The sequence below is a fragment of the Sphingomonas metalli genome (assembly GCF_014641735.1).
GTDB lineage: Bacteria > Pseudomonadota > Alphaproteobacteria > Sphingomonadales > Sphingomonadaceae > Sphingomonas > Sphingomonas metalli.
Genome location: NZ_BMIH01000002.1, coordinates 780,811 through 799,059, shown reverse-complemented (window position 1 = coordinate 799,059; position 18,249 = coordinate 780,811). Strand labels below are relative to the sequence as shown.

Below are 18,249 nucleotides of genomic sequence, written 5' to 3'. Positions count from 1 at the left end.
GTTCGTCATCCCTTGCTCGGTGGTGTCGGTTGCGTCGCCGGCATCGCCAGATCGGCGGCGAGCCAGACCAAAGGCGCGTTCCAGTTGATCGCGACCTCGTTGTCGGCATAGGCGCGGGCATCGTCGATCCAGCAGCGCTGGGGCGCGCAGCGGCCCTTCAGCGTGGCGGAGACGGGGTCGGCGAAGGCGGTGTTGTTCGCGCCGCCGCTGACCGCGCCCGGCGGCGGGCCAGGCAGGCGCGGGTCGAACTGGCTCGCCCAGAAGCGGTGGTGCGGGTGGCGCAGCGGCTGCCAGCCGAAGCCCGAGACATAGCTCTGGTCGAGCGGGTTGCGGCCGAGGACATAGTCGATCGCATCGACCGCCCCGTCGCGATAGCGGCGCGCGCCGGTGAAGCGCGCCGCCATCGCCAGGATGACGCCGCGATTGAGCACGCTGCCGTTCGATCCCCAGGCATAGCGGTCGCTGCCATAGGGCAGGTGATAGCCCGAGCGTTCGCCCTCGGCGAGGAAGCGGTCGGCGAGCGCGACCAGCCGCTGCCGCGCGGCATCGCGTTCGGCGGCGGGGACGCCCGCCGCCGTCGCCAGCGTCATCGTGCCGAGCGCGGCGACGCTGCCCCAGCTCGGTTCGCCCGCCAGCGGCCCCGTGCCGCCGGCCATGCGGTGCAGCGTCGCGGCGAGCGCCGGGCTGGGCGCGACGGCATACATCTCCGCCGTCGCCCAGTAGAATTCGTCGGACAGGTCGCCGTCGCCATAGCCGCCGCTGCCGGTAAAGCCCTGCGCGGCATAGATCTCAGGATTGCGCAGCGCGGCCCGATAGGCGCGGTGCGCCGCGACGAGGCACCGGCCGGCGAAGTCCGGATCGATCGCGCGCCAGATCCGGGCGCACTGCGCCGCGACCGCGGCGAGGTTGAGCGTCGCGGCGGTGCTGGGCGGATAGAGCAGCCGCTCCTCGCGATCCTCGGCCGGGACGGTCGGCAGCGGAGTCCAGTTGCGGTCGGCGACCTTGTGGTGGGCCATGCCGCCGGCATCGACGGGGGTCAGCGCCAGCGCGCCGCGGCCCTGTCGTCCGACCGGCAGCGCGAGCCGTTGTCCGTCGGGCACCTGCATCGCCATCAGGAAGCGCATCTCCCAGCGCGCCTCGTCGAGCAGGTCGTCGATCCGGTTGCCGGCTTCGGGCAGGGCGGTGCTGCCGTCGGGAAAGGGCGAGGCTGCCTGATGGGTCTCGTAGAGATTTTGGAGCGTCCACAGCGCGATGCCGCCGTTGACGACATATTTGCCATGGTCGCCCGCATCGTACCAGCCGCCGGTCACGTCGAGCGTGTAGCCGCAGCCCGGCCAGGTCGTGCCGGTCTCGTCCGGTCCCTTGAAGCAGCCGGCGACCTCGTGCGGGTGGCCGGCGGCCCGCGCCCAGGCCGCCCCGCCGGCGAAGCGCGCCTCGATCGGCGTGCCGGCGCGGTTCTGGTAGAAATAGTTCAGCGCGGCTTTGGCGAGCGGGCGATAGGTGTCGGCCGCGATGACCAGCGGATGCGCGGCCGCGCGGCCGCCGACCTCCAGCCGGTAGCGGCCCGGCCGGGTGACGCCCGAGACGTCGATCCAGTGGACGTGATCGCCCGACACGGGATCGTCGCCGAATACGCGGCTCTTCCCCGTCGCGACCGGCGTGCCCGACTCGTCGAGCAGCCGCCAGTCGAGCGGGCGCGTGGCGGGATCGGTGACGACGATCCGCTTCGCCGCATCGGGCAGGAAGCCGATCTGGTTGGCGTGGACCGCCGGTGCCGGCGCGTCGGGCGCCGGCGCGGCGCCGATCAGCGCGAACAGGGGAAGGAAGCGGCGAATCACAGCAACGGGCCTTTCGGGTCGTTCGGCGGGGTGGCGGCGAAGGCGTAGCCCGGGCTGCCGGTCTGTGGCGGGGCGGCCATGCCGGGTGCGAGCGGCGAGGGCGCGGCCATGCGCAGGAAGTCGCCATGGCTGGGCAGCCGGGCGGCGGTGTCGGCATAGCCCTGGCGGATCTGGTCCATCGCACCGGCGACGAGCGTCTCGTCGAGGGCGTCGGCGGCGGGCTCCCAGGTCTCGGGTACGATACCCTGGCCCAGGCACACCGCAACCCAGCTGGGATTGCTGAACAGGTCGTAGCCCTCGCGGAACAGCCGGCCCTTGCCGCGCCACAGGTCGAGCTTGCGCGACAGGCTGTCGGGCACCTCCATCGTCCGTACCTGGTTCCAGAAGGGCGAGTCGTCGCGTCGCGTGGCGTGATAGTGGAGGATGATGAAGTCGCGCACATCCTCGTACAGGTCGCGCATCTGGCGGTTGAACTCGTCGCGCTCGGCGGCGGCGAAGCGGCGGTCCGGGAACAGGGCGATCAGCCGCTGGATGCCCGCCTGCACCAGATGGATGCTGGTCGATTCGAGCGGCTCGATGAAGCCGCCGGCCAGCCCGAGCGCGACGACGTTGCGGTTCCAGCTGAGCAGCCGGCGACCGGCGGTGAAGCGCAGCCGCCGCGGCGGCGCGAGCGCCTCGCCCTCCAGGCTGGCGAGCAGCTGCGCCTCGGCATCATCGTCCGACAGGAATTTACTGCAATAGACCAGGCCGTTGCCCAGCCGGTGCTGGAGCGGGATGCGCCACTGCCAGCCGGCGGCGCGCGCCGTGGCGCGGGTAAAGGCTTCGGGTTCGCGCGGGTCGGGCAGCGCGCAGGGCACGGCGACGGCGCGGTCGCAGGGCAGCCATCGCGCATAGCTCTCATAGCCGGTGGCGAGCGCCTCCTCGATCAGCAGCCCGCGGAAACCGGAGCAGTCGACGAACAGGTCGCCCTCGACGCGGCGCCCGTCGGACAGGGTCAGCCCGGCGACGTGGCCGTTCGCCGGGTCGAGGTCGACATCGGTGATACGCCCCTCGACCCGGGTCACGCCGCCCCGCTCGGCATAGTCGCGCAGGAAGCGGGCGTAGAGCGCCGCATCGAAGTGGAAGGCGTAGAACAGCTCGCGCACCGGCGAGCGCGCATCGGCCTTGGCCCGGCCGAACCGGCCCTGCGCGGCGGCGGCCGCGCTCATCGACCAGTCGGTGATCGCCGGCAGCGCGCGACGGCTGCGCTCGCGTAGCCAGAGCTGGTGAAAATGGACGCCCTGGAGATCGTGGCCGAAGGCGCCGAAGGGATGGAAGTAGCGCTCGCCCTGCGCGCCCCAGTCGACGAATTCGATGCCCAGCTTGAAGGTGCCCGAGGTGGCGGCGAGGAACGCGTTCTCGTCGATGCCGAGCATGCGGTTGAAGCTGATGATCGGCGGGATCGTCGCCTCGCCGACGCCGACGATGCCGATCTCCTCGGACTCGACCAGCGTCACCTGCGTGTAGCCGGTGTTGAGGCTGCGCGCGAGGGCGGCGGCGGTCATCCAGCCGGCGGTGCCCCCGCCGACGATGACGATGCGGCGGATCCTGTGATCGGTCATGCTGAAACGCGTCCTGGCTGCATCGCGAAGCCGGCGGCCGGACGCGACGGTGGGGGTGGGGCGGCGATCCCGTCCGCCATCCGCGCCAGCATCGCGCGCAGCTGGTCGAGCGGCAGCGCCTCGGCCAGCGGATCGACGCGCCGCGGCAGATGGCCGCGGCCGAGCAGGATCGCGGCCCAGCCGTCGCGGGTGAAGGTCTCCTCCTCGTAGAAGGGCAGGCGACCGCGCTCGAACCACTGGGTCAGGCTGTGGGCGAGGCTCGCCGGCGGCTCCTGCTCCACCGCCTGCCGCCAGAAGCCGGTCTGCCCGCGCGCGGTGCGATAGTGCATCGCCACGAAGTCGCGCACCCGCTCCGCCTCGGCCAGCGTCTGCCGGTTGAAGTCGGCCGCCTCGATCGGTGCCATGTCGCGGTCCGGCAGCATCGTCACCAGCCGGTCGATCGCGCTGAGCGCGAGGTGCAGGTTGCACCATTCGAGCGGCTCGATCTGCGTCGCCGCATCGCCGATCGCGACGCAATTGCCCTGCCAGGGTGCGCGCCGGATGCCGGGGCGGATCGCGATCGCAGAGCCCGGCTCCGCGCCGGCGGTGCGGCGCAGCATGTCGCGCGCCGCCCCCTCGTCGCGATGGGCGGCGGCGTAGGCGAGGCCGTGCTGCGTGCCGCTGGTCCACTGCCAGCCCGCGTCCAGCGCGGTGACGGGGGTGAGGAGCGGCGGCGCGGCCCGCGGCCTATCGGCGAGCAGGACGCGGTCGCAGGGCAGCCAGGCGGACCAGTCCTCCCATGCGGCGTCGATCGCGGTGCGCAGCCGCGCGTCGGGACCGGTCGCGTCGACATAGAGGTCGGCGGCCAGCGTCTCGCCCGCGACCGTCACGCCGGCGACATGGCCGCGCGCGTCGATCGCCACCGCCTCGACCGCGCCCGGCCGCTCGCGCACGCCGATATGGAGCGCGAAGGCCCTGAGCATGCGGCATTGTTCGGCGGGGTCGATCGTGAGGCCGCAGACCGTCGGGCCGAACGCGCCGACCGGGGCGAAGCGGCCGCGCCGGCCCATCACCGCTTCGGGCGAGAAGCGGTCGAACGGGGCGACGGCGTCCGCCCTGGCGGCGCGGATCCACTGGACGTGGAAGGGCGTCGGCCCGATCGGCTGGCCGTATCGGCCGTAGGCATGGACATGTGGCTCGCCGCCCCAGCCGATGAACGCGGTGCCGAGCCGCTGGCGCGCGCCGGTCCGCCCCAGCGCATCCGCCTCGCCGATGCCGAGATCGGCATGGAAGCCGATCAGCGAGGGGAGCGCCGCGGCGATCCGGTCGGCGAGCCCGGCGGGCGCGGCGGGGCCGGCGACGATCGCGACGTCGAGGAACGGCGCGCGCCGCTTCAGCGCGGCGGCGGCGCACCAGCCGGTCAGTCCGCCGCCCGCCACCAGCACGCTGCGCATCGCACCGTCCCGCATCAGGCCGCCTCGCGCATCGGGCAGTAGCGATCGATGAAGCCGCGATGATCGGGTCGCCCGGCGACATCCGCGGCGATCGCCGCGCGCAGCTGCTCGACGCCGTCGCGCAGTGCCGCACCATCGGCGGCGTCGGCGCGCGGGTCCCACCCGGCCGGGACGATCCCCTGGCCGAGATAGACCGCGATCCAGCTGGCATCGAGGAACACGCCCTCGCGATATTTCACCACCCGCCCGCGCCGGCGCCACAGCTCCAGCTTCTCGGCCAGGCTGTCGGGGATCGCCATGGTGCGGACATAGTCCCAGAAGGGCGAGTCCGACCGGGTGGTCGCGTGATAGTGCAGGATCAGGAAGTCGCGGATCCGGTCATATTCCAGGTCGATCACGCGGTTGAACTCGTCGCGGTCGGCGGCGGCGGGCTCGCGGTCCGGGAACAGCTCGATCAGGGCGGTGATCGCCTGCTGGACCAGATAGATGCTGGTCGATTCGAGCGGCTCGAGAAAGCCGCTGGCGAGCCCTACCGCGACGCAATTGCCGACCCAGCTGCGCCGCCGCCGGCCCGCGCGAAAGCGGAGCAGCCGCGGCGCGGCGATCGCCTCTCCCTCGACCGCCGCCTCAAGCGCCGCCTGTGCCGTATCGTCGGACGTGAAGGCACTGGCATAGACATAGCCATTGCCGGTGCGATGCTGGAGCGGGATGCGCCAGCGCCAGCCGGCGGGCATGGCGATCGCGCTGGTATAGGGGGTCACCGCGGTACGCGTCGCACAGGGCATCGCCACCGCCCGGTCGGTCGGCAGCCAGCGCGACCAGTCCTCGAACGGCTCCTCCAGCGCCTCGCCGAGGAGCAGCGAGCGGAAGCCCGAACAGTCGACGAACAGGTCGCCCTCGATCCGCTCGCCGCCCTTCAGCGTGATCGCGCGGATCGACCCGGTCTCGCCGTCGCGCTCGACATCGACGACGATCCCTTCGGTCCGCTGCGCGCCCATCGCCTCGGCGAGGCTGCGCAGATAGGGCGCGAAGAGCAGCGCATCGAACTGATAGGCATAGCCGAAGGTGCCCGACAGCCCGCCCTGCCCGGCGGGGGCCGGATGGTCGAACTTGCCCGCCCGGGCGAGCGCACAGGCATAGGAGAGCGCGTCGAGATGGGGCAGGTCCGCGCCCTCGGCGAGCAGCCGCGACCAGTAATGATGGAAGTCGATCGCGCCGGTGCCGCTGCCGAACGTGCCAAAGGGGTGGACATAGCTGTCGCCGATCCGTCCCCAGTCGCGGAACTCGATGCCCAGCTTGAAGGTGGCGCGGGTCCGCGCCATGAAATCGGCCTCGGCGATGCCGAGCCGCTCGTTGAAGGCGCGGATATGGGGCAGGGTCGCTTCCCCGACGCCGACGACGCCGATCGCGTCCGATTCGACGAGACGCACCGAGCAACGGGTCGGCAGCAGCCGGGCGAGCGCCGTCGCCGTCATCCAGCCGGCGGTGCCGCCGCCGACGATCACCACCCGTAGCCGTTCCGCCTCCGCCATCGCTCTTCCTCACGCGGTTCGCCGTTAGGCGAATCCTGCAGACCTTTCTTGCTTCGCCTCGACCCGCCCGGCAACGGTGACGGGCGCCGACCGTGGCAGGAATGTCGCACTTGCTGACCGATTATGCGCGCCCCGATTTCTCCATCTTGTCGCGCGCACTCTGATAGCGCAATCATTATGTGTTCGTTCAACGATTTGCCACAAACGGCAAACATTCCGGCGCGTGCTGTACGCGTTCAGGGAGGGGATTAAAATGCGCAACTCAGCGCCGACTGCTCGCAATTCCTATCGCTTCGACCGCCTCCTGATCGGCGCGTCGGCCACCGCCCTGTGCATCGCCAGCCTGGCCGCCCCCGCCATGGCGCAGACCGGCGACCCGTCGCCGACCGGCGCGCAGGCCGGCGAAGGCACCGCGGGCTCCACCACGCCGGCGACCAGCGCCAGCACCACCCCGGCGGGCACCCAGCCGGTCGCCGGCACCGCGCCGGGCGCCGATGCCGAGACCCAGGCCGATCCCTCCACCGGCGGGGCGGACGAGATCGTCGTCACCGGCATCCGCCAGAGCCTTGCCAACGCGCAGAACATCAAGCGCAATTCGGACACGGTCGTCGACGCGATCACCGCCAGCGACATCGGCGCGTTGCCCGACCGTTCGGTGACCGAGGCGCTGCAGCGCGTGCCGGGCGTCGCGATCAGCCGCTTCGCCGGCAGCAACGACCCCGACCACTTCTCGGTCGAGGGCTCGGGCGTCAACGTGCGCGGCCTCAATTTCGTCCGCTCCGAGTTCAACGGCCGCGACACCTTCTCGGCCGGCATCGGCGGCCAGGCGATCAACTTCGGCGACGTGCCGTCCGAGCTGCTCGGCTCGGTCGAGGTCTACAAGAACGCGACCGCCGAGCTGATCGAGGGCGGGCTCGCCGGCACGGTCAACCTCAACACGCGCAAGCCCTTCGACAACAAGGGCCTGCATGTCGCGTTCAGCGGCGAGGCCAATTATGGCGACTTCCAGAAGAAATGGTCGCCGACCGGATCGCTGCTGGTCAGCGACACCTGGGACACCGGCATCGGCACCTTCGGCCTGCTCGGCAACGTCTCCTATTCGCGCATCCGCAGCCGCGCCGACGGCATCCAGGTCACCAATTTCCAGACCCGCGACAACCAGCTGGCGCTGGCGGCCAATTCGACCACCACGACCGTGTGCCGCAATCCGCTGCCGGGCTCGGGCGACAGCACGACGCTGCCGGTCTCCGGCGGTACGGCCGACACCAACGCCGCCTGCGGCGCCGCCAACCTGCCGGGCGCGGACGGCTTCGCGGATCCGGCCGACCTGCGCTATGCGCCGATCGGCGGGCAGTTCCGCACCCAGGATTTCGACCGCAAACGCGACGGCTTCGCGCTGGCCGGCCAGTGGCAGAGCACCGACGGCAAGACGGTGCTGACCGCGCAGTTCCTGCGCACCCACTCGACCAACCTGACCAACGAGCACACGTTCGAGACCGCGCCCGACCTGTCGGAGTACAGCACCTATCCGGTCGGCTGTCTCCAGAACGGCAACGGCCCGGTGTCCAACGGCAACACCACCACCCGCGCCGAATGCCCGGTCGGCGGCTTCACCAACTATACCTATACCGACGGTGGCCTGTTCCAGTCGGGCTACATCACCCAGCCCGGCAGCGGCTATCGCGCGGCGTGCAGCGGCCAGGTCACCTGCGTGATCCCGACCGGCGGCACCCAGCAGTCGCTGTCGCGCGGCCAGACCTATGACGAGAACAGCGTCAACGACTTCGGGATGAACCTGAAGACCGAGCTGAGCGAGCGGCTGTCGCTGAACCTCGACGGCGACTATACCCGCGCGCGCCACACCAATACCGACCTGCGCGTATTCGGCTCGACCTTCGCCGATTCGGAGCTCGACATCTCGGGCAAGCTGCCGGTGGTGATCCCGCACAAGCCGACGACGCTGGCGGCGAGCTGGGCGACCCCCAACCCGACCCTGGTCGGCGAGACCGACCAGCAATATTTCGCCGATCGCAACGTCCAGTTCTGGCGCGCGGCGATGGACCATGTCGAGGACAGCACCGGCCGCGAATATGCCTTCCGCGCCGACCTCGACTACAAGTTCGGCGAGGGCGGCTTCCTGACGCACGTCAAGTTCGGCGCGCGCTACGCCGACCGCAGTGCGGATGTGCGCTACACCACCTATAACTGGGGCGCGCTGAGCGAGGTCTGGTCGGGCACCGCCCCGGTCTCGTTCGCGCAGTCGGCCGGGTCGACCGACTTCTACAGCTTCCCCAACTTCTTCCGTGGCGCGACCAACGGCCCGCCGGGCGCCTATTACTATACCGGCGACCTGGTGCGGGGCGGGTACGACTCGTCGGTGGCCTATCTGAAGCAGGTCGCCGGGCTCTGGGCCGCCAACGGCGCGACCGCGACCACCTGGACGCCGGCCGCCGAGCGCGCCGGCGTGGTCGCCGGCACCCCCTTCCTGCCCTCGGAGATCCAGCAGGTCACCCAGCAGGACAAGAACCTGTACGCGCAGCTGAACTTCGCGACCCCGGGTTCGCTGTTCGGCGACGTGCGGCTGAGCGGCAATGTCGGCGTCCGCTACGTCGTCACCGACGTGACCTCGGCGGGCTCGATCGGTGCGCCGACCCAGCAGCAGACCGGTACCGCCGATCCCTATAACGTCCGCTGCGTCACCACCACGACCACCCGTCCCGACGGCACCGTCGTGACCAACACGCCGGGCGGCGCCTGTACGCTGGGCGAGGCGGGCTACAATGCGCTGCGCACCTTCTCCAACGGCCAGACCAACGCGCAGATCGCGCGGACCAACTACGGCTACTGGCTGCCCAGCGCGAACCTGAAGTTCGGGCTCGGCCGCGACCTGATCCTGCGTCTGGCGGCATCGAAGGTGCTGACCCGGCCGGACCTGGCCAATATCCGCAACTTCCTGCAGGTGGGCTTCGATCCGAACAGTGGCCAGCCGACCGCGACGGCCGGCAACCCCTATCTGAAGCCGGCGACCGCCTGGCAGTTCGACGCGACGCTGGAATGGTATTTCGGCCGGGTCGGGCAGCTGTCGATCGACGCCTTCTACAAGTCGGTCCACAACTTCTTCTACCAGTCGCTGATCAACCGCGACGTGACCAGCGCCGGCATCACCCAGACGGTGCAGGTCCGCGGCCCGGCCAATTACGACGGCTATGGCAAGATCAAGGGCTTCGAGGTCGCCTACCAGCAGACCTTCGACTTCCTGCCCTCGTTCTTCAGCGGGCTCGGCACCAGCCTCAACTATTCGTATATCGACAGCAAGGGCCTGCCCAACTCGTTCCTGAACGGCGGCGCCCCGTCGGGCACGTCGAACATCGTGCCGGGCAGCCTGCCGCTGGAGGGCCTGTCGAAGCACAACGCCAACGCGACCGTCTTCTACGAAAAGGGTCCGGTGTCGCTCCGCGCCGCCTATAGCTGGCGTTCGCGCTACCTCTTGACCGCGGCGGACGTGATCTTCCCCTATACCTCGATCTATCAGGCGGCCGGCGGCCAGCTCGACGCGTCGGCGCTGCTCAACGTCACCAAGAACATCAAGATCGGCGTGCAGGGCGTGAACCTGGCCAACCAGGTCATCAAGACCGAGCAGGCCTATATCAGCGGCTCCACCGCGACGGCGCCGCGCTCCTATTTCGTCAACGACCGCCGCTTCTCGTTCATCCTGCGCGGCAACTTCTAAGCACGGATCTCCAACGGCACCTTGGGGGCGCGCTCTTCCTCGTGGAGAGCGCGCCTTTTCTTTGCCTCTTGCGGAATACGGACATCGTCATCCCGGCCGGGGCCGGGGCGACGTTTCAGGATGGCTGGAGAGGCCGGCTACCGCGCCATCGCCCGCGCGATCGCCGCCTCCGCCACCGGGCGCATCGCGGCGTAGCCGGCTGGTGTCGGGTGGACGCCGTCGGTGGCGAGGCCCGGCCTCATCCCGCCCTCCGGCGTCGCCAGCACCGGGTGATAGTCGACATAGGTGAAGCCCTGCGCCTTGGCATAGGCGGCGATCCAGCGGTTGAGCGCGGCGATCTGCGGCACCGGCTGCTTGTCCTTGGCCCAGGGAAAGGCGGCGGCCGGGGGCACCGAGGCGAGGATCACGCGGATGCCGTGGGCGCGCGCCAGCTCGGCCATGGTGGCGATATGGCCCTCGACCGTCTCGATCGTCGCCGCGCCGGTATTGCCGGCGATGTCGTTGGTGCCGATCATGATGTGGACGAGCTTCGGCTTCAGCGCGAGCACGTCCTGGCGGAAGCGGACGAGGAGCTGAGGCGTCGTCTGGCCGCCGATGCCGCGATCGACGATGCCGTTGGTGAAGAAGCCGGGATCGGCGCCGATCCAGTTGTCGGTGATCGAGTCGCCGAGGAACACCACGCGGACCGGCTGCTTCAGCGCCGCATTCTCCGCGCGATAGCGGCAGAGCTGGCCGAAATCGCGGGTGTAGTTGTGGAGCTGCTGCTCGTTCCAGCCGACCTTGGGATGCGGCGGGCAGGGATCCGCGACGATCCCGACCGGGTCGCTCGCAAAGGGATCGCCGGCGGCCGTGACCTGCGCTGCGGCGGGCGATGCCGCCAGCGTCGCGGCGGCGACGGCCGGCCAGGCGTGAAGGCGTGGTGTCCGGTGGCGCATCGGCGGGTCCTCTCCTGTGTCTATGGGTGCGCTATCCTATCGACGGCGCGGACGCGGGAAAAGGGCAGCGGGCGTTCGGGGAAGCATGGTCCGCACCGGCCGGCCGCGCATCGACCTTGACCTCTATAAGACTGATTTCGCGTTGCTAATCCGGTCGCAGCGGCTAGTCTGGGATCGCTACCATGACCTTGTCCGAGGTCGCGGAAAATGCGGCACCTGCGCGGCTGGACGACCTGATGTCGGACGGGCGTGCGAGTGATAACGCTATCATCGTTTGAGGGGAGGAAGACATGCCCAAGCGTGTTCCGTTCGCACTGCTCGCTACCGCCAGCCTGATCGCCGCGGCCTGCGGCGTCCACGCCCAGACGCTCACCGTCTCGCCCAACGAGACGCTCGAGACGCAGGGGCTGAGCGTCCTGATCGACCAGAACCAGTTCAGCCCGATCTTCTTCGACGAGAAGAATGCCGGCATCCAGATCGTGCTCCACGGCGACCGGATCGCGACCGACGGCGCCGTGCGGCTCGACCGCACGCCCGAGCAATGGGCGCCCGTCCCCGCCTTTGTCAGCCGCACGCGCGGGACCGAGCCGAACCAGATCGTCGTCCGCTCCGCCTATAAGGAGCAGAACCTGTCCTATGCGGTGAAGGTGACGGCGGAACCGGGCGGTTTCCGGATCGCGGTCGATCTCGACCAGCCGCTGCCCGCGGCGCTGGCGGGGAAGGCGGGCTTCAACCTCGATTTCCTGCCGACCGCCTATTTCGGCAAGACCTATCTGATGGACGCCGCGCCGGGCCTGTTTCCGCGCCATCCGACCGGGCCGATGGCGCGCGACGGATCGGGCGACCCGCTGCCGCTGGCGCAGGGTGGCAAGTCGATCACCCTGTCGCCCGAAGACCCGATGACGCGCGTGTCGATCACCTCCGACCAGGGCACGCTCGCGCTCTACGACGCGCGGGCGCGGGCGCAGAATGGCTGGTTCGTGGTCCGCTCGCTGATCGCGGCCGGTGCGAAGGAGAACGCCGTCGTCTGGCACGTCCGCCCCAATGTGGTGAAGAACTGGGTGCGCCAGCCGGTCGTCTCGTTCAACCAGGCGGGCTATACGCCGGGGCGGAGCAAGGTGGCGCTGATCGAGCTCGACCCGAACTTCAGGGCGCCGGCCCAGGCGCAGCTCGTCCGGCTGGGCGCGGACGGCAGCCGGCAGACGGTGCTGACCGCGCGGGTGCAGCCCCGCGGAAAGTGGACGCGCTACAACTATGCCGCGTTCGACTTTTCCAGCGTGCGCGAGCCGGGCGTCTATGCGATCGCCTATGCCGGGCAGACGACCAATCCGTTCCGCATCGCGGCCGATGCCTATGACCGGATCTGGCAGACCTCGCTCGACACCTTCATCGCCGAGCAGATGGACCATATGGGCATTCGCGAACAGTATCGCGTCTGGTCGGCGCCCTCGCATCTGGACGACGCGCGGCAGGCCCCGCCCAACCACGTCCATTTCGACGGCTACAAGATGGGGCCGACGACCGATTCGCCGTTCAAGGCCGGCGAGCATATTCCCGGCCTTGCAATCGGCGGCTTCCAGGATGCGGGCGACTACGACATCCAGACGCCGGAGAACGCCTCGGTGGTCCGCGACCTGGTCTGGGCGCGCGAGCTCTACGGCCTCGACTGGGACGAGACGAGCGTCGACGAGGCCGCCCGCGCGGTCGAAATCCGCAAGCCCGACGGAGTCGAGGACGCCATCCAGCAGATCCGCCACGGCACCCACCAGTTGCTCGCCCAGTACAAGGTGTTCGGCCATGCGATCGTCGGCATCATCGATCCGGTGCTGCGCCAATATGCGCATCTGGGCGATGCCGGATCGCAGACCGACGGACTGCTGTTCGATTCATCGCTGAAGCCGGGGGAGAGGAAGGGCCTTGCGTCGGGCAATCAGGACGATCGCTGGGCCTTCACCACCGACCTGCCCGCCAACAACCTGATGGTCGCGGGCGCGCTGGCCGGATCGGCACGCGCGCTGGCGGCGAGCGACGCGGCGCTGTCGGCGGAGGCGCTGGCGGCGGCCAAGGCGCTGTGGGCCAAGCAGCAGAACGGCCCGATCAAGGCCGGCGACGGCCGCGACGATTCCTCCTCGCCGCGCTCGGCGGATGCGGCGAACGTCGTCGCGACGGTCGAGCTGCTCATCACCAGCAAGGGCGACCGGGTCTATGCCGACCGGCTGCGCCAGCTGCTGCCGGTGATCCGCCAGAATTTCCTGTGGGTCGGTGCGCCCGCGGTGCGCGCCATCCCCTTCATGGACGCATCTTATCGCCAGCAGCTCGAGCCGCTGGTGCGCGAGATGAAGGCGAAGATGGATGGCGAGCTGAAGGGCAATCCCTTCGGCGTGCCGATCGGGCTGGGCACCTGGGCCGGATCCCAGCAGGTGGTCAGTTTCGGATCCACCATGTACCTGATGCACAAGGCATTCCCGGAGATCGTCGGCACCGGCTACACGCTCGACGCGATCGACTATGTGCTGGGGCGGCATCCGGCGACCAACGTCTCGCTGGTCTCCACCGTGGGCACCCAGTCGAAGCTGATCGGCTATGGCCACAACCGGGCGGACTACAGCTTCATCCCCGGCGGGCTGGTGCCCGGCGTGCTGGTGGTGAAGCCGGACTTCCCCGAGCAGAAGCTCGACTGGCCCTTCCTGTGGTTCGAGAACGAGTACACGGTGTCGACGACCTCGGCCTACATACTCGCCGCGCGGGCGGCGATGGCCGCGACCGAGGAGGTGAAGTAACGGGGGAGCGCCCTTCTGCTAACCCGTCATACCCGCCTTCGCGGGAATGACGGGGGTGGGGGCGGGGCTCTCGCTCAGCCCGCGACGGCGGCGGTGGTATAGGGGGCGAGGACCGACCAGCCGAGCGTCGCGTAGAGCTGGCGGCCGGCGTCGGTCGCGACTAGGAGTTGCGGGATTGCGCGGTCCCGACGGGTCGCGCCGAGCGCCGCCATGACTGCGCGGCCGAGGCCCTTGCGGCGGTGGTCGGCCTCGGTGACGATCCGGTCGTAGATGAAGGCATCCGGCGTCTCCGCGGCATAGCCGTTCGCGGCGCGATCGCCCGAGAGGGTGCGGATCGTGACCTGCACCCGCGCGCGCTCTTCGATCAGGTCGATGCGATAGCCTGCGGGCAGGTGCGGCTCCGGCGGCGGGGTGTCGCTGCGCATGAACCATGTCCCGCCCTCGACCCGCCAGCGCGCAGGCAGCGCCACCGCGTCGGCGGTGCCGCACCATTTGAGCAGCCGGCCGGGCTCCGCGATCGTCTCCGCCAACTCGGACAGGCCGGGGCACGCTGCTGCGAAGATCCAGCGGCAAGCCTCGTCCGGCATGCCGGTATCGACGCGCCAGCCGCCCCTGTCCGCCACCGGCGCCGGTACGCCGCGCGCCAGCGAACGGCCGGTCACCCAGGCGCGCAGCGTCGCGTCCGGCACCGCCATCGTCAGGCGCGCACCCCGTCCAGCCGGCGGCCGAGCGCGACGAACAGGTAGATGGCGGGCGGCACCAGCACCGCCGACAGCACGACCTTGGCGAGCATCTGCCCGACCAGCAGCTGGCCGATCGGGAACACGCCGAGAAAGGCGATGGTGACGAACAGCAGCGTGTCGACGATCTGGCTCAGCACGCTCGCCAGGCCGGCCCGCAGCCAGAGCAGCTTCGCGCCCTCCCGCCCCTTCAGCCACGAGAAGAGGGTGACGTTGAGCGTCTGCGACACGCCATAGGCGACGATGCCGCCCGCCCAGATGCGCGGCGTGCCGCCCATCATCAGCGCGAAGGCGTCGGCGCGGGCGGGGTCCATCTCCGGGCTCGCCGGCACCGCCAGCACCACCACCGCGAGGACGATCGACGCGACCAGCGGGACGAAGCCGATCCGCACCAGCCGGTTCGCGACCGCGCCGCCATGCAGCTCCGCCACCGCGCTCGACGTGACGACGAGGAGGAGGAAGGCGAAGATCCCCGCCTCCACCGCCAGCGGCCCCAGCGCCACCTGCTTGTTGCCGAGCACGCCCGCGATGCAGACCATGCCGCCGTAGAAGATCGCGAAGGCGAAGAGCGAAGGCGAGATCGGCGCGCGGGTCTGGTCCATCCTCCGTTAGCTAGCGTTGGTCACCCGCGCGCACAATCGGCTGTTCCGCACGGCGGTTATGGTGATAACGGAAGGCCTGACAGGGGTCGGGACGGGCGGATCGCCCGGAGAAGGGGTTGTTCGCGTGGCTTTGGGCATTTCCGGCATGATCTGGTTGGCGGGCGCGGCCCGGTGAGCCGCTTCCTGATCGGCGTCGCCGGCATCATCGTGATCCTCGGCATCGCCGTGCTGATCTCCACCGACCGGCGGGCGATCCGGCTGCGCGTCGTCGGCGCGGCCTTCGCGCTCCAGGCGCTGATCGCGGTGATGGTCCTCTACTGGACGCCGGGCCGCGCGGCGCTGGCGGGCGCCTCGGCCGGGGTGGCGGCGCTGCTCGGCTATTCGCAGGAGGGCACCAAGTTCCTGTTCGGCAATCTCGCCAGCCCGGCGGTGGGCGGGCTGAGCTTCGCCATCTCCGCCCTGCCGGTGATCATCTTCTTCGCCAGCCTGGTCTCGATCCTCTATTATCTGGGGATCATGCAGCTCGTCGTCCGCTGGCTGGGCGGGGCGATCGAGACGGTGATCGGCACCAGCAAGGTCGAGAGCCTGTGCGCGGCGGCGAACGTCTTCGTCGGGCAGAGCGAGAGCCCGCTGGTGATCCGCCCCTATCTCGCCGGTCTGACCCCGCCCCAGGTCTTCACGGTGATGACCAGCGGCATGGCCGGCGTGGCGGGCACGATCCTGGCCGCCTATGCCTCGATGGGGATCAGCATCCAGTATCTGCTCGCAGCCAGCTTCATGGCGGCGCCGGGCGGCATCCTGATGGCCAAGATCATCATGCCCGACCGCACCGTGCCGCCCGAGGGCGAGCTGCCGCTGGGCGACCTGCCCGACGAGGGCCGCGCGATCGCGCTCGCCGAGGCGCGGATCAGCGGGCAGGGGCCGGCCGCGCTGCCCCCCGAGGGCGTGCCCGGCGAACCGCTGCCCGAGGCGACGCATGACGAGGAGAAGCCGGCCAACCTGATCATGGCCGCTGCCCAGGGCGCGCAGACCGGCGTTAGGCTGGCGGTGGCGGTGGGCGCGATGGTGCTCGCCTTCGTCGCGCTGGTCGCGCTCGCCAACGGGCTGCTCGGCGAGGTGGGGCGCTGGTTCGGGATCGCCGACCTCTCCTTCCAGGGGCTGCTCGGCTATGTCTTCGCGCCCGTCATGTTCCTCCTCAACATTCCGTGGAGCGAGGCGGGGATCGCCGGCGGCCTGTTCGGGCAGAAGATCGTGCTCAACGAGTTCGTCGCCTATATCGATCTCGGCAAGCAGGCGGCGCAGCTGTCGCCGCGGACGGTCGCCGTGATCACCTTCGCGCTGTGCGGCTTCGCCAATTTCTCGTCGATCGCGATCCAGATGGCGGTGACCGGCAGCCTCGCGCCCAACCAGCGTCCGGTGATCGCGCGGCTGGGCATCCGCGCGCTGATCGCGGGCAGCCTCGCCAACCTGATGTCGGCCGCGCTGGCGGGGCTGCTGATCGGCTGAGGCGCGGGGGGGGGGGGGCGCTGCCGGGGCGGGGCTTCTCGCCGGCACCCCCCGTCCCTATACTGGGTGCCACAATCCTTCGGAGCGCCACAACTTGATCGCCATTCTCCAGATCGTCCAGCTGCTGCTCAACATCGTCTGGTGGATCATCATCATCCAGGCGATCCTGTCCTGGCTAATCGCGTTCAACGTCATCAACACGCACAACGACTTCATCCGCTCGGTGTGGAACGCGCTCCAGCGGATCACCGAGCCGCTCTACCGGCCGATCCGGCGCATCCTGCCCGATTTCGGCGCGCTCGACCTGTCGCCGCTGGTCGTGCTGCTGATCGTCTACATCCTGCAGAACATCATCATCCCGAACATCGCCGCCAGCTATCTGTCGACCACCGCCGGCTATTGATGCCGGCCTGGGCGGAGCGGGCGGACGGGCTCGACATCGCCATCCGGGTGACGCCGCGCGGCGGGCGCGACGCGCTGGTGGCGGGCACCGCCGATCACTTCGCCGCCCGGCTGGCAGCGGCGCCGGTCGCGGGCGCGGCCAATGCCGCGCTCGTCGCGCTGGTGGCGAAGCATTTCGGCGTGGCGCGACGCGACGTGACGCTGCTCGCCGGCGAGACGGCGCGGCTGAAGCGGTTGCGCATCGCCGGCACGCCCGCGGCGCTGGCGAAGATCGCCGCCGCGCTCTATGAGGCGGCGCCATGACAGCCACGATCATCGACGGAAAGGCCATCGCCGCGGACCTGCGCGCGCGGGTGGCAGAGGGCGTAGCGGCGTTCCGCCAGAGCGCCGGGCGCGTGCCGGGGCTGGCCGTCGTGCTGGTGGGCGAGGACCCCGCCTCCGCCGTCTATGTCCGCTCCAAGGGCCGCGCCACGCGCGAGGCCGGAATGGAGAGCATCGAGCACCGCCTGCCGGCCGACACCGACACGGAGACGCTGCTGGCGCTGGTCCGCTCGCTCAATGCCGATCCGGCGGTCGACGGCATCCTCGTGCAATTGCCGCTGCCGAAGCCGGTCGACACGCAGGCGGTGCTGCTGGCGATCGACCCCGACAAGGATGTCGACGGCTTCCACCCGGTCAATGCCGGGCGGCTGGCGACCGGGATGCCGGGCTTCGTGCCCTGCACGCCGCTGGGCTGCGTGATGATGCTCAAGACGGTGCATCCCGACCTGACCGGCATGGACGCGGTGGTGGTCGGCCGCTCCAACATCGTCGGCAAGCCGATGGCGCAGCTGCTGATCGCCGAAAGCTGCACCGTCACGGTCGCGCACAGCCGCACGCGCGACCTGCCCGCAAAGGTGCGCGCGGCGGACGTGGTGATCGCGGCGGTCGGCATCCCGGCGCTGGTCAAGGGCGACTGGATCAGGCCGGGCGCGACGGTGATCGATGTCGGCATCAACCGCACCGAGGCGGGACTGGTCGGCGACGTCGACTATGCCGCGGCGTCGCAGGTGGCGGGCGCGATCACGCCGGTACCGGGCGGGGTGGGGCCGATGACGATCGCGTGCCTGCTGTCCAACACGCTCGATTCCGCGCGACGGCGCGGCTGAGC

The 18,249-nt window shown here is 70.2% G+C and carries 13 protein-coding genes; 6 read left to right on the top strand and 7 right to left on the bottom strand.

Features of this window, described 5'->3' with window-relative positions:
- Positions 1–5 precede the first annotated feature (5 nt).
- From IEX18_RS09770 to IEX18_RS09755, 4 genes are read right to left on the bottom strand one after another with little or no spacing between them, the layout of a single operon-like run.
- Positions 6–1,838 carry a glycoside hydrolase family 9 protein gene (locus IEX18_RS09770; RefSeq protein ID WP_188658550.1) on the bottom strand — a complete coding sequence of 611 codons (1,833 nt, stop codon included), beginning with the start codon at positions 1,836–1,838 and terminating at the stop codon, positions 6–8.
- A complete protein-coding gene (locus IEX18_RS09765; RefSeq protein ID WP_188658549.1) occupies positions 1,835–3,439 on the bottom strand; it encodes a tryptophan halogenase family protein in 1,605 nt (534 codons plus the stop codon). Before IEX18_RS09765 ends, IEX18_RS09770 begins: the two co-directional genes overlap by 4 nt.
- Positions 3,436–4,887, bottom strand: coding sequence for a tryptophan 7-halogenase (locus tag IEX18_RS09760; RefSeq protein ID WP_188658548.1), 1,452 nt, complete (start codon positions 4,885–4,887; stop codon positions 3,436–3,438). Before IEX18_RS09760 ends, IEX18_RS09765 begins: the two co-directional genes overlap by 4 nt.
- A complete protein-coding gene (locus IEX18_RS09755; protein ID WP_188658547.1) occupies positions 4,887–6,404 on the bottom strand; it encodes a tryptophan halogenase family protein in 1,518 nt (505 codons plus the stop codon). The genes IEX18_RS09760 and IEX18_RS09755 overlap by 1 nt, the downstream gene beginning before the upstream one ends.
- 253 nt (positions 6,405–6,657) lie before the next feature.
- Between IEX18_RS09755 and IEX18_RS09750 the strand changes: the two genes are divergently transcribed.
- Positions 6,658–10,134, top strand: coding sequence for a TonB-dependent receptor (locus IEX18_RS09750; protein WP_188658546.1), 3,477 nt, complete (start codon positions 6,658–6,660; stop codon positions 10,132–10,134).
- A gap of 137 nt (positions 10,135–10,271) precedes the next feature.
- Here the strand turns inward: IEX18_RS09750 and IEX18_RS09745 are convergent, their stop codons facing one another.
- A complete protein-coding gene (locus IEX18_RS09745) occupies positions 10,272–11,069 on the bottom strand; it encodes an SGNH/GDSL hydrolase family protein (protein ID WP_188658545.1) in 798 nt (265 codons plus the stop codon).
- Between the two features lie 290 nt (positions 11,070–11,359).
- Here IEX18_RS09745 and IEX18_RS09740 point away from each other — a divergent pair, with 290 nt between their 5' ends.
- Positions 11,360–13,849 carry a cellulase N-terminal Ig-like domain-containing protein gene (locus IEX18_RS09740; RefSeq protein ID WP_188658544.1) on the top strand — a complete coding sequence of 830 codons (2,490 nt, stop codon included), beginning with the start codon at positions 11,360–11,362 and terminating at the stop codon, positions 13,847–13,849.
- 74 nt (positions 13,850–13,923) lie between these two features.
- Here the strand turns inward: IEX18_RS09740 and IEX18_RS09735 are convergent, their stop codons facing one another.
- Together IEX18_RS09735 and IEX18_RS09730 are read right to left on the bottom strand one after the other, a co-directional pair.
- Positions 13,924–14,544 carry a GNAT family N-acetyltransferase gene (locus tag IEX18_RS09735; RefSeq protein ID WP_188658543.1) on the bottom strand — a complete coding sequence of 207 codons (621 nt, stop codon included), beginning with the start codon at positions 14,542–14,544 and terminating at the stop codon, positions 13,924–13,926.
- A 2-nt stretch (positions 14,545–14,546) separates the two neighbouring features.
- A complete protein-coding gene (locus IEX18_RS09730) occupies positions 14,547–15,191 on the bottom strand; it encodes a queuosine precursor transporter (protein ID WP_188658542.1) in 645 nt (214 codons plus the stop codon).
- Positions 15,192–15,362: 171 nt separating this feature from the next.
- On the opposite strand from IEX18_RS09730, the gene IEX18_RS09725 reads away from it, so the two are divergent.
- The 4 genes from IEX18_RS09725 (at position 15,363) to folD (ending at position 18,247) form a co-directional block, all read left to right on the top strand.
- Positions 15,363–16,697, top strand: a complete 1,335-nt coding sequence (locus tag IEX18_RS09725) for a NupC/NupG family nucleoside CNT transporter (protein WP_188658541.1) — start codon at positions 15,363–15,365, stop codon at positions 16,695–16,697.
- A gap of 94 nt (positions 16,698–16,791) precedes the next feature.
- Positions 16,792–17,100 (top strand): YggT family protein, encoded by a 309-nt coding sequence (locus IEX18_RS09720; RefSeq protein WP_188658540.1) that lies wholly within the window; start codon positions 16,792–16,794, stop codon positions 17,098–17,100.
- Positions 17,100–17,402, top strand: a complete 303-nt coding sequence (locus IEX18_RS09715) for a DUF167 family protein (RefSeq protein ID WP_188658539.1) — start codon at positions 17,100–17,102, stop codon at positions 17,400–17,402. The genes IEX18_RS09720 and IEX18_RS09715 overlap by 1 nt, the downstream gene beginning before the upstream one ends.
- Positions 17,399–18,247, top strand: a complete 849-nt coding sequence (gene folD, locus IEX18_RS09710; protein ID WP_188658538.1) for a bifunctional methylenetetrahydrofolate dehydrogenase/methenyltetrahydrofolate cyclohydrolase FolD — start codon at positions 17,399–17,401, stop codon at positions 18,245–18,247. Before IEX18_RS09715 ends, folD begins: the two co-directional genes overlap by 4 nt.
- Positions 18,248–18,249: the final 2 nt, after the last annotated feature.

Coding starts and splice junctions, on each gene's coding strand:
- IEX18_RS09765 (WP_188658549.1), bottom strand. CDS start 3,439: ATGACCGATCACAGGATCCGCCGCATCGTCATCGTCGGCGGGGGCACC.
- IEX18_RS09760 (WP_188658548.1), bottom strand. CDS start 4,887: ATGCGGGACGGTGCGATGCGCAGCGTGCTGGTGGCGGGCGGCGGACTG.
- IEX18_RS09755 (WP_188658547.1), bottom strand. CDS start 6,404: ATGGCGGAGGCGGAACGGCTACGGGTGGTGATCGTCGGCGGCGGCACC.
- IEX18_RS09750 (WP_188658546.1), top strand. CDS start 6,658: ATGCGCAACTCAGCGCCGACTGCTCGCAATTCCTATCGCTTCGACCGC.
- IEX18_RS09745 (WP_188658545.1), bottom strand. CDS start 11,069: ATGCGCCACCGGACACCACGCCTTCACGCCTGGCCGGCCGTCGCCGCC.
- IEX18_RS09740 (WP_188658544.1), top strand. CDS start 11,360: ATGCCCAAGCGTGTTCCGTTCGCACTGCTCGCTACCGCCAGCCTGATC.
- IEX18_RS09735 (WP_188658543.1), bottom strand. CDS start 14,544: ATGGCGGTGCCGGACGCGACGCTGCGCGCCTGGGTGACCGGCCGTTCG.
- IEX18_RS09730 (WP_188658542.1), bottom strand. CDS start 15,191: ATGGACCAGACCCGCGCGCCGATCTCGCCTTCGCTCTTCGCCTTCGCG.
- IEX18_RS09715 (WP_188658539.1), top strand. CDS start 17,100: ATGCCGGCCTGGGCGGAGCGGGCGGACGGGCTCGACATCGCCATCCGG.
- folD (WP_188658538.1), top strand. CDS start 17,399: ATGACAGCCACGATCATCGACGGAAAGGCCATCGCCGCGGACCTGCGC.